The sequence below is a fragment of the Streptomyces sp. HUAS 31 genome (genome assembly GCF_028198125.1).
In the GTDB taxonomy this organism is placed as follows: domain Bacteria; phylum Actinomycetota; class Actinomycetes; order Streptomycetales; family Streptomycetaceae; genus Streptomyces; species Streptomyces chartreusis.
Window position 1 is genome coordinate 4,128,694 of sequence record NZ_CP116353.1, and the last position, 14,522, is coordinate 4,143,215.

Consider the following 14,522-nt stretch of genomic DNA (forward strand, 5'->3'; position numbering starts at 1 on the left):
GAAACCTTGAGCGTTCCGTACGAGACGGCAGCGTACGAACCACCCGAGTCGGCGGAGTCTCCGGAGGAGCATCTCGCGCGACTCCTCGGCCGTGCCCTGAATTCCTTCGAGTTGCCCGACGAGGCCATACGGCGGCTCGACTGCGCGCTGGCCCACGACAGCTCGCTGCACTCCGCGCACCACAGCGCGGGGCTGCACCGCGAGACGTACCGGCACACCTGGCTGCTCGCGGACGGCTCGGCGCTCACCCTGTGGGAGCTCGTCCACAACACCGCGCGCGGCCGCGAACCGCAGCACGAGGTGTACGCGGACGAGGAGGAGCTGCGTGCCGCGACCGCGCGGCTGCCGCTGCCGCCGGACGCGCCGGACTTCGAACTGCCGGTGACGGTGCAGTTGTCGCCGATACCCACGCCCCGGCACGCGTACGTGCCGGACGACTCGGCGGACCACGCTCGCCGGCTGCTGCGCCGGGCGGAGAACGCCGACCGGCCGGGCACGGAGACGGCCACGCTGCTGACCACGGCGTTCGCGCACCAGATCACGCAGGCGTTCGGGCGCCCGTGCCGTGCGGGCCGCGCCGGGCTGTGCTTCTCGCTCTACGAGCACGCCTTCCTGCTGCGCGACGGCGAGGAGGTCTCCCTCTGGGAGGTCGAGCACACGGCGACGCCGGACGGGCGGCACATGTGCGAGGTGTACGTCACCGAGGAAGCGGCGCGGGACGCGATGGAGCGGCGGGCGGCTCAGGTCTCGTAGCGCCGAAGCGGTATCGGTGGAGCGCCGGTTGAGGCGACTCGGCCGGTCAGTGATCCTCGCGGGCGTCGCCGAGCTGTCGCACCAGGCCCGCGAAGGCGTCCCGTTCCGCCGGGGTGAGTTCGACGGCCTCCAGCGCGGGGGCGGTCTGCCGCTGGTGCGGGAGCCCCGGGAGCATCGGGTCGGCCTGCCAGGGGGTCACCTCGGGGCGGTTGCGGCGCAGGAGGCGGACGAGTCCCATCACCCAGAGCACGGCCGCCAGGGCGAGGACGACCGGGCCCAGCAGCTGGAGGATCGAGACATTTTCTGGCATGCACCCCAGTAGACACCACGGTCCGGGCCTATTGGCCCGGACCGTGACGTATATCGCAGGTGCCGTGAACAACTCACAGCGCCCGAAAGGGACAAGCGGTCGGCTCGTCCGGCGGCGGGCTACGCCGCCACCGGCTGCTTCGCCTCCGCGGTGGCGGCCGCCGGGGACTCCGCGGCCGGGGTGCCGTCCGGGGCCGTCCTGCGCATGCCCTTCAGCACGATGACCAGGCCCGCCGTGACCGCCGTACCGGCCGCGATGGCCAGCAGGTAGAGGAACGGCTTGCCGATCAGGAAGGTGACCCAGATGCCGCCGTGCGGGGCGCGCAGGGTCGAGCCGAAGGCCATCGTCAGCGCGCCGGTGACGGCGCCGCCCGCCATGGAGGCGGGGATGACGCGCAGCGGGTCGGCCGCCGCGAACGGGATCGCGCCCTCGGAGATGAAGGAGGCGCCCAGCACCCAGGCCGCCTTGCCGTTCTCGCGCTCGGCGGTGGTGAACAGCCTCTTGCGGATGGTGGTGGCCAGGGCCATGCCCAGCGGCGGGACCATGCCTGCGGCCATCACGGCGGCCATGATCTTCATCGCGGAGTCGCTGGGCGCCGCGACCGAGATGCCGGCCGTCGCAAAGGTGTAAGCCACCTTGTTGACCGGGCCGCCGAGGTCGAAGCACATCATCAGGCCGAGGAGGACGCCGAGGAGGACGGCGTTGGTGCCGGAGAGGCCGTTCAGCCAGTCGGTCATGGCCTTCTGCGCCTCGGAGATCGGCTTGCCGATCACCACGAACATCAGGAAGCCGACGACCGCCGAGGACACCAGCGGGATCACCACCACAGGCATGATGCCGCGCAGCACCGGTGGGATGTCGATGCGCTGGATGGCGAGGACCACACCACCGGCGATCAGACCGGCGACCAGACCGCCGAGGAACCCGGCGCCGATCGTCACCGAGATCGCACCGCCGACGAAGCCGGGCACGAGACCCGGCCGGTCGGCCATGCCGTAGGCGATGTATCCGGCGAGGACCGGGACGAGGAAGCCGAAGGCCGCCGCGCCAATCTGGAACAGCAGCGCGCCCCAGCTGTCGACCTGCCCCCAGTCGAAGTGCTCGGTGACCGACTTGGCCTCGTTGATCTGGTAGCCGCCGATCGCGAAGCCGAGGGCGATCAGCAGACCGCCGGCGGCGACGAACGGGACCATGTAGCTCACGCCGGACATCAGCCACTTGCGCAGCTTGGTGCCGTAGCCCTCGCCGGGTTCGCCCGCGCGCTCCACCGGAGTGCCGGGCCGGGCGGCCGCCGTGGCCTCGCCGCGCTCGGCCTTGGCCCGGACCTCGGCGATGAGGGCGGCCGGGCGGTTGATGCCCGCCTTCACGCCGACGTCGACGGTGGGCTTGCCGGCGAACCGGTCCTTCTCGCGTACGGCCACGTCGTGGGCGAAGATCACGCCGTCCGCCGCGGCGATGACGGCCGGGTCGAGCCGGGTGAAGCCGGCCGAGCCCTGCGTCTCGACGACGAGTTCGACGCCCGCCTCACGGCCCGCGTTCTCCAGCGACTCGGCCGCCATGTAGGTGTGGGCGATGCCGGTGGGGCAGGAGGTGACGGCGACGATCCGGAAGGGGCGCTCGTCGTCGGCGTGCGCCTCGGCCGGGGCGCCCGGCGCCGGGGCGTTCACGCCCTCGGTGCGCGCTCCCGGCACCGGGGCCGTCGTGTCCGTGGCGGCGTCGGCGGAGGCCGCCACCGACGACGCCACGGAGTCTTCGGAAGGAGCGGCCGCGGCCGCTGAGGGCGCCTCGCCGGCCGCGGCCCCCGGGGGCTCCTCGCCCCGGATCAGCGCCGCCGCCGACGCCGGATCCCCCGCCGACCGCAGGGCGTCCGTGAACTCGCTGTTCATCAGCTGCCGGGCCAGCGAGGACAGGATCGTCAGATGGGCGTCGTCGGCGCCCGCGGGAGCGGCGATCAGGAAGATCAGGTCGGCCGGGCCGTCCGTCGCGCCGAAGTCGATGCCGGCGGCGCTGCGCCCGAAGGCCAGCGTCGGCTCGGTGACGTGCTCGCTGCGGCAGTGCGGGATGCCGATGCCGCCGTCGAGGCCGGTGGGCATCTGCGCCTCACGGGCGGCCACATCGGCGAGGAAGCCCTCCAGGTCGGTCACCCGGCCCTTGGCCACCATGCGCTCGGCGAGGGCGCGCGCCGCCGCTTCCTTGGTCCCGGCGGACAGGTCGAGGTCGACCAGGTCCGGGGTGATCATGTCGCTCATCGCGGGCTCCTTCGCACGCGTATCGCCCGGGGAGTCTCGTGGGCGGAGAAGGGGACGGGGGCGGTGTGGGGGGCGGTGTGGGTGACGGAGACGGGGTCGGGGAAACCGCGCCTCCCCCGGGCGGCGGGGCGGCTCAGGAGGGGGGCCGCGGTCCGTGGACGGCAGTGGGCGGCCGTGAGTAACGGTGAGCCCGGCCGGTCGGCCGTCGAACCGGCAAGAGTCGAACCGGCAAGAGTCGTACCGGCAAGAGTCGAACCGGCGATAACCGTGACATCCACGACATTTGTCATGACACCGGCTCCTTCAGTACGCGGTCGACCGGCACTTCGGCCGTGACCGTCACCGCCGCCAGGTCCAGATCGGCCGGCGAGGGCATCACGCTGCCCGGCAGTCCGACGGCCGCCGCGCCGTGTGCGACGGCGGAGGCGAGCGCCTCGGGCCCGCTCCCCCCGGCGATCAGGAACCCGGCGAGGGATGAGTCGCCCGCGCCGACGTTGCTGCGCACGGCGTCCACCCGCGCGCTGCCGAACCAGGCACCCTCGTCGTCCACGAGCAACTGTCCGTCCGCGCCCAGGCTCGCGAGCACGGCACGCGCGCCCATCCCGCGCAGTTCCTCGGCGGCCTTCACCGCGTCGCCCACGGTGGTCAGGGGGTGGCCGACGGCCTGCGCGAGCTCCTCGGCGTTCGGCTTCACCACGTCCGGGCGGGCGCGGAGGGCTTCGAGGAGGGCGGGCCCGGAGGTGTCCAGCGCGATCCGGGCGCCGCCCGCGTGGGCGCGGGCGACGACATCGGCGTACCAGGACGGCGCGAGTCCGCGCGGCAGGCTGCCGCAGCAGGCGATCCAGTCCGCGTCGCGCGACTGCTCGCGGACCGTCTCCAGGAGGAGTTCCTGCTCGGCCTCCGACAGTTCGGGGCCGGGTGCGTTGATCTTCGTGAGTACGCCGTCCGACTCCGCGAGCGCGATGTTCGAGCGGGTGGCACCGGCGACCGGGACCGGCGCGACCTCGATGCCCTGCGCGTCGAGCAGGTCGGCCACGAGCGCGCCGGGCGCACCGCCCAGGGGCAGCACCGCGACCGTGCGCCGCCCGGCTGCCGCGACCGCCCGCGAGACGTTCACGCCCTTGCCGCCCGGGTCCATGCGCTCACCGGTGGCGCGGATGACCTCGCCGCGGTCGAGGGAGGGGACCTCGTAGGTGCGGTCCAGGGACGGGTTCGGGGTGACGGTGAGGATCATGCGCACTCGTTTCTCAACACACAGCACTTCTGTGCCGCTCTAGACACAGAGCACTTCAGTGCCGCCGCGCTCGATGGCGGTGGCGTCTTCGGGGCTCAGCCCGCTGTCGGTGATCAGCAGGTCCACGTCGCCCAGGTCACCGAAGCGGGCGAAGTGCTCCTGGCCGTGCTTGGAGGAGTCGGCGAGCAGCACCACCCGGCGGGCCGCGGCCACGGCCGCCCGTTTCACGGCCGCCTCGGCGAGGTCCGGGGTGGTCAGACCGTGCTCGGCGGAGAAGCCGTTGGCCGCGACGAACAGGACGTCGGCCCGGATCTCGCCGTACGCCCGCAGCGCCCAGGCGTCCACGGCGGCGCGCGTACGGTGCCGCACGCGCCCCCCGACGAGATGCAGCTGCATGCCGGGGTGGTCCGCGAGGCGGGCCGCGATGGGCAGGCTGTGCGTGACGACGGTGAGGGACGCCTCCAGCGGCAGCGCGGCGGCCATGCGGGCCACCGTCGTACCGGCGTCGAGGATCATCGTGCCCTCGGCGGGCAGCTCGGCGAGGGCGGCCTTGGCGATGCGGTCCTTCTCGTCGGCCGCCGTTCCCTCCCGCTCGGCGAGGTCCGGCTCGAAGTCGAGGCGCCCGACGGGGATGGCACCACCGTGCACCCGGCGTACGAGCCCGGCGCGGTCGAGGGCCTTCAGGTCCCGGCGGATCGTCTCCGCCGTCACCTGGAACTCCTCGGCCAGCGACAGGACGTCCACCCGGCCGCCGTCACGGGCCAGCCGGAGAATCTCCTGCTGCCGCTCCGGTGCGTACATGTCCGTTCGCCTCCGAACTGTGCCCGAACTTGTGGTTTCGCGAGGAGGCTACGCCCGGATTTCTGGAATGTAAACAGGTTCGGGCCCAATCGGGCATGACTGGGCTTCTGGCATGGGCGATACGGAAACAACAAGGGGCCCGGCACCGAAGTGCCGGGCCCCTCCCTCCCCCGCTCTCAGCCCGCGAGCGCGGGCTCCTTGTCCATCGCCGGCGCCGAGTCGTCGGTGCCCTCGACGTGCTGCGCCGGTCGCTTGGGCAGCGCCGACATCAGCAGGAAGATGACACCCAGCACCGCGGCGACCCACCACAGCGCGTTCTGGAAGCCGTCCGCGAAGGCCAGGCCGGCCGCCGTGGGCTCCTTGGCCTGCGCGAGCTTGTCGTCGACGACGCCGAAGAAGACCACCGAGACCAGGCCGAGGCCGAGCGCGTTGCCCATCTGCTGGACGGTGTTGATGAGGCCCGACGCCGAACCGGAGTGCTCGCGCGGCACCTCGGAGAGGATCGCGTCCGTCAGCGGAGCCACGATCAGACCCATGCCGACACCCATCACGACCAGCGGCAGGGCCATCTGCCAGGGGGCGATGGACAGGCCGTAACGGTTCGCCTCCCAGATGTAGAGCAGGACGCCGAGCGCCATCACCAGCGCGCCCGCCTGGAGCACCTTGCGGCCGAAGCGCGGGACCAGCTGCTGCACGGACAGACCGGCCGCGGTCGAGACCGCGATCGAGAACGGGATGCCGGTGAGGCCGGCCTTCAGCGGGCTCCAGCCCAGACCGAACTGCATGTACAGCGTCCAGACCAGGAAGAAGATGCCGAGCGCCACACCGAAGACGGTCTGTACGGCGATGCCGGCCGCGAAGCTCTTCACCTTGAACAGCGACAGTTCGACGAGCGGCGAGCCGTCGCGGGCCGCCTTCCGGCGCTCGAAGAGCACCAGCACCGCGAGGACCACGAACGCGCCCGCCATCGACACGTACCCCCACACCGGCCAGTCCAGCTCACGGCCGCGGGTCAGCGGGTAGAGCAGCATCAGCAGACCGATGGTGACCAGCGCGACGCCGACGAGGTCCAGCTTCAGCGCCTTCGGTGCCTTGGACTCGGTGATGAAACGGCTGCCCAGGATCAGACCCGCGATGCCGACGGGCAGGTTGATCAGGAAGATCGGGCGCCATTCGAGACCGAACAGGTTCCACTCCGTCAGCAGCGCGCCGAGCAGCGGGCCGGTGACCGCGCCGAGTCCGACGACCGCGCCGAACAGACCGAAGACCTTGCCGCGTTCGTGCGCCGGGAAGGTGGCGTGCACGATCGACAGAACCTGCGGGACCATCAGCGCCGCCATCGCGCCCTGGAGGATGCGGGAGGCGACCAGCATCTCCGGGTTGGCGGCGAAGCCGCACAGCGCCGAGGCCAGCGTGAAGCCGCCGATACCGATCAGGAACAGCTTCTTTCGGCCGTGTATGTCACCCAGACGGCCGCCGGTGATCAGACCGGCGGCGAAGGCGAGCGCGTAGCCGGCGGTGATCCACTGGATCTGGCTGAACGACGCGCCGGCCTCCCGCTGGATCGACGGGATGGCGATGTTGACGATCGTGACGTCGACGAGGTCCATGAAGGCCGCGGTCATCACGATCGCCAGGGCGAACCATCGACGGCGGTCGGTGGCCGCGGAGGCGGAGGACTGGGTGGTGCGCTTGCTGCTGGGCTGTGCCTTGTCGCTGGTCACACGCGCCGGTTCTGTCTCGGTTGCGGTCATGGCTCAAAGCTATGGCCTCATTAGGTCAGATCGTGTCCTAGTTCTACGGCATCCTCGAAAACATGACGACGGACACTCCGGCACGGCTCCTGACCCTCCTCTCGCTCCTTCAGACGCCCCGCGAGTGGCCCGGCGGCGAACTCGCCGACCGGCTCGGGGTGTCCCGGCGCACGGTGCGGCGTGACATCGACCGGCTGCGGGACCTCGGCTATCCCGTGCAGGCCACCCTGGGGGCCGACGGGGGCTACCGGCTCGTCGCGGGCAAGGCGATGCCGCCGCTCGTGCTGGACGACGAGGAGGCGGTGGCGATCGCGGTCGGGCTGCGGGCCGGGGCGGGGCACGCGGTCGAGGGGGTGGAGGAGGCGTCGGTGCGGGCGCTGGCGAAACTGGAGCAGGTGCTGCCGTCGCGGCTGCGGCACCGGGTGAGCACGCTTCAGGCCGCGACGACGCCGCTGACCAGTGGGGACGGGGCGAGTATCGCGCCCGAGACGCTGACCGTGATGGCGTCGACCGTGGCGGGGCGGGAGCGGTTGCGGTTCGCGTACCGGGCGAAGGACGGGACGGAGTCGCGGCGTCTGACCGAGCCGTATCGGCTGGTGTCGACCGGGCGGCGTTGGTATCTCGTGGCGTACGACCTCGACCGGGGGGACTGGCGGACGTTCCGGGTGGACCGGGTGAGCGAGCCGTTCGCCACGGGGGCGCGGTTCGCTCCGCGGGAGTTGCCGACGGGGAATGCGGCGGAGTATCTGCGGCAGTCGGTGTGGCGACGGCAGGAGGCGTACGAGTTCTCGGTGACGTTCGATGCGCCGGTGGAGTTCGTGGCGGCTCGGGTGCCGGGGTGGTTGGGGGTGCCGGAGGCTCTGGACGGTGGGGAGCGGTGCCGGCTTCGGGGGGCCGTGGGGGATGCGGTGGAGTGGATGGCGGTGCGGCTGGCGATGGTGGACTGCGAGTTCGTGGTGGAGTCGCCGGAGGAACTGGTGCGGTGTGTGCGGGAGTTGGGTGGGCGGTTGAGTCGGGCGGCGCAGGTGTGACGCCTGCGGCGGCCCGTCGCGCCGAGTGGGGGTGCGGGTAGCGCCTACGGGTGGTGGTGGGTCGGGGCCGTGCCGGGGGGTCTCCGTCCTCGGTCGGGCGGTTGCCCTCGGACAGAGAGGCCGGCGTCTGTTGACGCCCGCCGCTGCGGGCGGACACCCCCCGGCACGTCCCCTCACCGCCATGGGCGACTGCGGCTCCGTAGGGGCGCGGGGAACTGCGCGAACGGTTGCCAGGGCTACGGTCACGTCTCGGCGCAGGCCCACTGCAACGCCCTGCTTCTAGGGGCGCGGGGAACTGCGCGGCCAGCCCCCACCGGCCCGCAGGCGCAAACCTCGGGCCGACCCTCAGACCGCCGTGATGTCCTCCCACGGAAAGTTCCGCAGGGCGTCCAGGTTGCGTAGGGCCTGCGCGGCCGGGCCCTGGGGGCCGTCCGCCGGGGCGTCCCCCGTTGCCCAGGTTTCTACGGCCACCCGGACGGACGCCGCTGCCACCGCCGCGGCGAAATTGTGGGCGGCAACGTTGTCGGTACCGCTTCTTTGCGCCAAAGCCTCGGCCAGTTTTGCCTCCGACTCGTGGCACGCCTCGGCCCAGACCTTGCGCAGGGCGGGGTTCGAGATGGCGAGGCGGACCAGGGTGCGGGCCCACTCCCAGGAGGCCTCCGAGACGCCCGCGCCCGGGGTCAGCGTGTGGCGCAGGGCGTGTTCCAGGGCCTGCGGTACGGGCAGTTCGGCGGGGGCGTCGCGGACCGCCTGGGTCCAGCGGTCGGCGCCCACCGCGTAGAGCGGGGACACCGCCTCCTCCTTGGTGGCGAAGTAGCGGTAGAAGGTGCGCGGCGCGATGCCGGCGGCCTGGGCGATGTCCTCGGCTCGGGTGGCCCGCAGTCCCCGTCGCACGAAGAGCGCGGCCGCGGCGCGCGCGATCTCCATGCGGGTGGCCGCCTTGCGCCGCTCCGTCAGGGAGGGCGACGAGGTGGCCGAGGGCTGTGCGGGGGTGGGGCTGGTCACGTTCGGCAGGCTATGCCCATGTGGCACAATCTGCCATCCGGGCGGGCCACCCCGTGGTTCAGGTACGGGGTGACCCGCCCGTCCGGACGTGCGGAAGCGGAAAGAGCCGGGCCCCGGCACCCAGGGGGGATGGGCGCCGAAGCCCGGCTCGTGGGAAGTCCCGGCGCCGGGGGGAGTGCGTCGGGACTTGGTCCGGTGTTGTGAGGCTCGTCGGTCGGTCTGCGTCCGGGGCCCGAGGGCGGTCGCCTCGGGTCCGAACTCCCTTGCCCGCAGGTCTTGTTCCCGGTGGCCCCTGCATTGAAGCGGCGTTACATCGCCATGTTTGCGCGGTCTTTGGCCACCGGGCGTACGCCCCCGCCGCCGCCCGAGGGTCAGGCGGCCGCGTCGAAGCCGGTGCTGCGTGCCAGCTTCTTCAGCTCCAGCAGGGCGTGCTTCTCGATCTGGCGGATGCGTTCGCGGGTCAGGCCGTGTTCCTTGCCGACCTCGGTCAGGGTGCGCTCGCGGCCGTCCTCGATGCCGTAGCGCATCTTGATGATGGACGCCGTGCGCTGGTCGAGGCGGCCGATCAGGTCGTCCAACTCCTCGCTGCGCAGGAGGGTGAGGACCGACTGCTCGGGCGAGACCGCCGAGGTGTCCTCCAGGAGGTCGCCGAACTGCGTCTCCCCCTCGTCGTCCACCGACATGTTGAGGGACACCGGGTCACGGGCCCAGTCGAGGACGTCCGCGACGCGCTCCGGCGTCGAGCCGAGCTCGGCGGCGATCTCGGTGTGCTCCGGGTCTCGGCCGTGCTCGCGGTTGAACTCGCGCTGGACGCGCCGGATACGGCCCAACTCCTCGACCAGGTGGACGGGGAGACGGATGGTGCGGGACTGGTCGGCTATCGAGCGCGTGATGGCCTGACGGATCCACCAGGTCGCGTACGTCGAGAACTTGAAGCCCTTGCGGTAGTCGAACTTCTCCACCGCGCGCACCAGGCCGGCGTTGCCCTCCTGGATCAGGTCGAGCAGGGGCAGGCCGCTGCGCGGGTAGCGCCGGGCCACCGCGACGACCAGGCGGAGGTTGGAGCGGATGAAGATGTCCTTGGCACGCTCTCCGTCGGCGACGAGGGCTTCGAGCTCGTCACGGGTGGCGTCGGCCTTGGCCTCCTCGTACCCGTCGAGGACCTGCCTGGCGAACACACCCGCTTCGATGATCTGCGACAACTCGACCTCTTTGGCTGCGTCGAGAAGCGGCGTACGCGCGATCTCGTCGAGGTACATGCCGACCAGGTCGCGGTCCGCGATCTCGCCGCCATGGGCGCGAACACTGCTTGCCGCGTCGGCGGTCCCGCCGGTGGCGGACTGACGACGGGCGACGGCACGGGTTGCCATGCGTGCTCCCTTGCGGTGGGGTCCCCCCGCTCGAGCGCACTCGAGAGAAGGGGAGGGCGGGCGGTGGTTCGTTGAACGTTCGGGACTCTTGTCGAGTGCCCGCCGTTCGATGGAAACAACGACTGGAATCAGGACAGAATTCCCAACCCGCCCCCCTATTTTTCTGATCTTGCAGTATCCTGCCGGGCCACAGAGGAGGACCGATGCCGTCGGGGCGTACAGAAGTGCAGGTCAGGCCGGGAGTCGAGAGCGACCTCGATGCCCTCGTCGCCATCTACAACCACTACGTACGCGAGACGCCCATCACCTTCGATACCACGGTGTTCACGCCGGAAGAGCGCCGCCCTTGGCTGCTCTCCCACCCTGAAGACGGCCCGTACCGCCTGATGGTTGCCACGGAGGCGGACTCCACGGGCAACTCACAGCGGATTCTCGGCTATGCCACATCGAGCCCGCACCGGCCGAAGCCCGCGTACGCGACCTCCGTCGAGGTGACCGTCTACCTCGCGCCGGACGCCGGCCGGCGCGGCATCGGGACCCTGCTGTACAAGGCCCTGTTCGACGCGCTGGCCGGCGAGGACCTGCACCGCGCCTACGCGGGCATCGCCCAGCCGAACGAGGCGTCCGTCCGGCTGCACGAGCGGTTCGGCTTCCGGTACGTCGGCACGTTCCGCGAGGTGGGCCGCAAGTTCGGCCGGTACTGGGACGTGGCCTGGTACGAGAAGGACCTCTGAGCCCAACCGGCACGGGCGGCCGCGACGGGTTCTCAGCCGAACTGCACCGATCGCTTCGCCAGCCCCATCCAGAACCCGTCGATCACGGACTTCTGGGCCGCCTGCTCGCCGGCCGCGTCCGCCGCGCCCATCGTCACGAAGAGCGGGGCGAAGTGCTCGGTGCGCGGGTGGGCGTAGCGGCCGGCCGGGGCCTTGTGCAGGAAGTCCAGCAGGGCGTCCCAGTCGCGGCTCTCCAGCGCCCGCCGGCCCCAGTCGTCGAACTCCACGGACCAGGCGGGGATGCCGCCCTGGCGCAGTGCGGCGAGGTTGTGGGTGAAGAAGCCGGAGCCGACGATCAGCACGCCCTCGTCGCGCAACGGCGCCAGCTTGCGCCCGATCTCCATCAGCTCGACGGGGTCGAGGGTCGGCATGGAGACCTGGAGGACGGGAATGTCCGCCTCGGGGTACATCTCGACGAGGGGGACGTAGGCGCCGTGGTCGAGGCCGCGGTCCGGGATGTCCTGCACCGGGATGCCGGGGGCGCGCAGCAGCTTGCGCACGGACGCGGCGAGCTCGGGTGCGCCGGGGGCCGGATAGGTCACCTGGTAGTAGTGCTCCGGGAATCCCCAGAAGTCGTAGACGAGAGGAACGCGCTCGGTGGCACCGATGGCGAGAGGGGCCTCCTCCCAGTGGGCGGAGACCATGAGGATCGCCTTGGGGCGCGGCAGACCGGCGGACCAGGCCGCGAGCTCGCCGGGCCAGATCGGGTCGTCCGCGAGCGGTGGGGCGCCGTGGCTGAGATAGAGGGCGGGCATGCGCTCCTGTGCGGCGGCGGACATGACGACGACTCCCTCCGTAGACCTGAAGCCTTCAGGTGCTTTAAGTCTAAACATTCCTTACGGGAAAACCGTACGTCCAGGTAGTTAAAATTTCAAGGAGAGCTCTCGTACAGTGGAGTACATGAATACGGCATCGACCCCCGCGCCGCCCGCGTCCGCGACCGCATCCGCCTCGTCCGCGCCCGCGCAGGAGACCCGCTGGCTGACCGACGAGCAGCAGCGGGTCTGGCGCACCTATCTGGACGCGGTCACGTTGCTGGAGGACCACCTGGACCGCCAGCTCCAGCGGGACGCGGGCATGCCGCACATCTACTACGGCCTGCTGGTCAAGCTCGCCGAGTCGCCGCGCCGCCGGCTGCGGATGACCGAGCTGGCGATGTACGCCAAGATCACCCGATCCCGTCTCTCGCACGCCATCGCCCGGCTGGAGAAGAACGGCTGGGTCAGGCGCGAGGACTGCCCCGACGACAAGCGGGGCCAGTTCGCCGTGCTGACCGACGCGGGCGTGGCGGTGCTCAAGGAGACCGCACCGGGCCATGTGGAGGCGGTGCGCCAGGCGATGTTCGACCGCCTCACCGAGGAACAGCAGAAGGCCCTCGGCGAGATCATGCGGATCGTCGCCGAGGGCCTGCAGCCGACGGAAGCGGGTGCGGACCTGCCCTGGCTCCGCTGAACCGCTCATTCAGCGAGGCCGGGCAGGTCCTGAAGGCCGTATGTATGGAGCGTCCCCATCCCCGTACGTACGGCTCGTCCCAAGGGGTACGACCGGGCGGTCGTCGTCGCGCGACTAGTGCGCGACGACCGGCACCGCCACCTCGTCCTGGGCGCCCTCCTCGGAGGAGGCCACCGTCGAGCCGCCCGGGCGGCCTGCGTTGACCAGGGTCAGCGCGATGCCCGCGGCCACGACCAGGATGCCGACGGCGAACCAGATGGCGCTGGTGTAGCCCTCGACCATGCCCTCAAGCTGGACCAGCTGCTGCTGGGACTTGTTGGAGGCACCGGCGATGTGGTCGGCGATGTAGGACGTGGTCGCCGAGGCGGCGATCGTGTTCAGCAGGGCCGTACCGATGGCGCCGCCCACCTGCTGCGAGGTGTTGACCATCGCGGAGGCGACACCGGCGTCCTGCGGCTTGACGCCCTGGGTGGCCAGGGACATGGCCGGCATGAACGCCGTACCCATGCCGAGGCCGAGCAGCAGCATCGCGGGCAGCAGGAGCGCGGCGTAGGAGGAGCCGATCTCCAGCTGGGTCAGCAGCAGCATGCCGAGGGCGGCGACCAGGAAGCCGGGGCCCATCAGCAGCCGCGGCGCGACCCGGGTCATCAGACGGGTGCCGATCTGGGTGGAACCCGTGATCATGCCCGCGATCATCGGCAGGAAGGCGAAGCCGGTCTTCACCGGCGAGTAGCCCTTGACGATCTGGAGGTAGTAGGTGAGGAAGAGGAACAGGCCGAACATCGCGATGATCGCGAGGCCCAGCGAGAGGTAGATACCGCCGCGGTTGCGCTCGGTGACCACGCGCAGCGGCAGCAGCGGGGCCTTGACCCTGGACTCGACCAGGACGAACGCCAGCAGCAGGACGCCGGAGGCGACGAACATGCCGATCGTCATCGAGTCGCTCCAGCCCTCGGACTCGGCGCGGGTGAAGCCGTAGACCAGCGAGACCAGACCGAGGGTGGACAGGATCACGCCGGGGATGTCGAGCGCGGAGCGGTTGCGGCCGCCCTCGGGCTCACGGATGACGTACCAGGCACCGGCCGCGGCGACGATGGCGAACGGAATGTTGACGAAGAACGTCCAGCGCCAGTCCAGGTACTCGGTGAGGAATCCGCCGAGGATCAGACCGACCGCACCGCCACCACCGGCGATGGCGCCGTAGATGCCGAAGGCCTTCGCGCGCTCCTTGGCGTCCGTGAACATCACGGCGAGCAGGGAGAGCGCGGCCGGGGCGAGCAGCGCGCCGAACGCGCCCTGGAGGGCACGGGCGCCGAACATCATGGCCTCGTTGGTGGCGGCTCCGCCCAGCGCGGAGGCCGCGGCGAAGCCGCCGAGACCGACGACGAAGGCGCGCTTGCGGCCCCACAGGTCGGCGATACGACCGCCGAAGAGCAGCAGACCGCCGAAGGCGAGGGCGTAGGCCGTGACGACCCACTGCCTGTTGCCGTCGGAGATGCCCAGGTCCTGCTGGGCGGAGGGCAGTGCGATGTTCACGATGGTCGCGTCGAGGACGACCATCAGCTGGGCTATCGCGATGAACGCGAGCGCTTTCCAGCGGTTGGTATCGACGGCGGCGCCGAGGGCGCTGCCGGGAGCCTTCGCGGCTGTTTCAGACATGGGGGTACCCACTTCGGGACTTCGTGACGGAAAAAGCGAAAGGAAAGGGGACGGCTCGTCGGCTGTGACGGCCGGTGCGATTCAGGAATCGATTGATTCGGCTGCGTACGGTGTGATGACTGCCGTGATGC

At 71.2% G+C, this 14,522-nt stretch carries 13 protein-coding genes; 4 read left to right on the forward strand and 9 right to left on the reverse strand.

The annotated features are described in order from the left end of the window. Positions 1-6: 6 nt before the first annotated feature. Positions 7-753, forward strand: a complete 747-nt coding sequence (locus PGH47_RS18195; protein ID WP_107905886.1) for a DUF6227 family protein — start codon at positions 7-9, stop codon at positions 751-753. Positions 754-799: 46 nt separating this feature from the next. Here PGH47_RS18195 and PGH47_RS18200 read toward each other — a convergent pair whose 3' ends face one another. The 5 genes from PGH47_RS18200 to PGH47_RS18220 all read right to left on the reverse strand — a co-directional run bounded on the left by PGH47_RS18200 (position 800) and on the right by PGH47_RS18220 (position 6,972). After that, positions 800-1,063 carry a hypothetical protein gene (locus tag PGH47_RS18200; RefSeq protein WP_271664305.1) on the reverse strand — a complete coding sequence of 88 codons (264 nt, stop codon included), beginning with the start codon at positions 1,061-1,063 and terminating at the stop codon, positions 800-802. Between the two features lie 119 nt (positions 1,064-1,182). Further along, a complete protein-coding gene (locus PGH47_RS18205) occupies positions 1,183-3,312 on the reverse strand; it encodes a PTS fructose transporter subunit IIABC (RefSeq protein WP_271664306.1) in 2,130 nt (709 codons plus the stop codon). Between the two features lie 286 nt (positions 3,313-3,598). Then, positions 3,599-4,546, reverse strand: a complete 948-nt coding sequence (gene pfkB / locus PGH47_RS18210) for a 1-phosphofructokinase (RefSeq protein WP_271664307.1) — start codon at positions 4,544-4,546, stop codon at positions 3,599-3,601. Between the two features lie 39 nt (positions 4,547-4,585). After that, complete coding sequence (locus tag PGH47_RS18215) at positions 4,586-5,347, reverse strand: DeoR/GlpR family DNA-binding transcription regulator (RefSeq protein WP_030956965.1); 762 nt, start codon at positions 5,345-5,347, stop codon at positions 4,586-4,588. A gap of 176 nt (positions 5,348-5,523) precedes the next feature. Then, entirely contained in the window at positions 5,524-6,972 is a 1,449-nt protein-coding gene (locus PGH47_RS18220; protein ID WP_271668089.1) for an MFS transporter, read from the reverse strand. 191 nt (positions 6,973-7,163) lie between these two features. On the opposite strand from PGH47_RS18220, the gene PGH47_RS18225 reads away from it, so the two are divergent. Continuing rightward, positions 7,164-8,132 carry a helix-turn-helix transcriptional regulator gene (locus tag PGH47_RS18225; protein ID WP_271664308.1) on the forward strand — a complete coding sequence of 323 codons (969 nt, stop codon included), beginning with the start codon at positions 7,164-7,166 and terminating at the stop codon, positions 8,130-8,132. A 345-nt stretch (positions 8,133-8,477) separates the two neighbouring features. Here PGH47_RS18225 and PGH47_RS18230 read toward each other — a convergent pair whose 3' ends face one another. Together PGH47_RS18230 and PGH47_RS18235 are read right to left on the reverse strand one after the other, a co-directional pair. After that, the gene (locus tag PGH47_RS18230) at positions 8,478-9,137 is read right to left on the reverse strand and encodes a TetR/AcrR family transcriptional regulator (RefSeq protein ID WP_376052710.1); all 660 of its coding nucleotides are present in this window, start codon (positions 9,135-9,137) and stop codon (positions 8,478-8,480) included. Positions 9,138-9,508: 371 nt separating this feature from the next. Next, positions 9,509-10,507, reverse strand: a complete 999-nt coding sequence (locus PGH47_RS18235; protein ID WP_271664309.1) for a sigma-70 family RNA polymerase sigma factor — start codon at positions 10,505-10,507, stop codon at positions 9,509-9,511. A 203-nt stretch (positions 10,508-10,710) separates the two neighbouring features. Here PGH47_RS18235 and PGH47_RS18240 point away from each other — a divergent pair, with 203 nt between their 5' ends. After that, positions 10,711-11,241, forward strand: coding sequence for a GNAT family N-acetyltransferase (locus PGH47_RS18240; protein WP_271664310.1), 531 nt, complete (start codon positions 10,711-10,713; stop codon positions 11,239-11,241). Positions 11,242-11,273: 32 nt separating this feature from the next. On the opposite strand, the gene PGH47_RS18245 is transcribed toward PGH47_RS18240, so the two are convergent. Beyond that, complete coding sequence (locus tag PGH47_RS18245; RefSeq protein ID WP_271664311.1) at positions 11,274-12,059, reverse strand: dioxygenase family protein; 786 nt, start codon at positions 12,057-12,059, stop codon at positions 11,274-11,276. 121 nt (positions 12,060-12,180) lie between these two features. Between PGH47_RS18245 and PGH47_RS18250 the strand changes: the two genes are divergently transcribed. After that, entirely contained in the window at positions 12,181-12,732 is a 552-nt protein-coding gene (locus tag PGH47_RS18250; RefSeq protein WP_271664312.1) for a MarR family winged helix-turn-helix transcriptional regulator, read from the forward strand. A 114-nt stretch (positions 12,733-12,846) separates the two neighbouring features. Here the strand turns inward: PGH47_RS18250 and PGH47_RS18255 are convergent, their stop codons facing one another. After that, positions 12,847-14,391 (reverse strand): MFS transporter, encoded by a 1,545-nt coding sequence (locus PGH47_RS18255; protein WP_271664313.1) that lies wholly within the window; start codon positions 14,389-14,391, stop codon positions 12,847-12,849. Between the last annotated feature and the right edge of the window lie 131 nt (positions 14,392-14,522).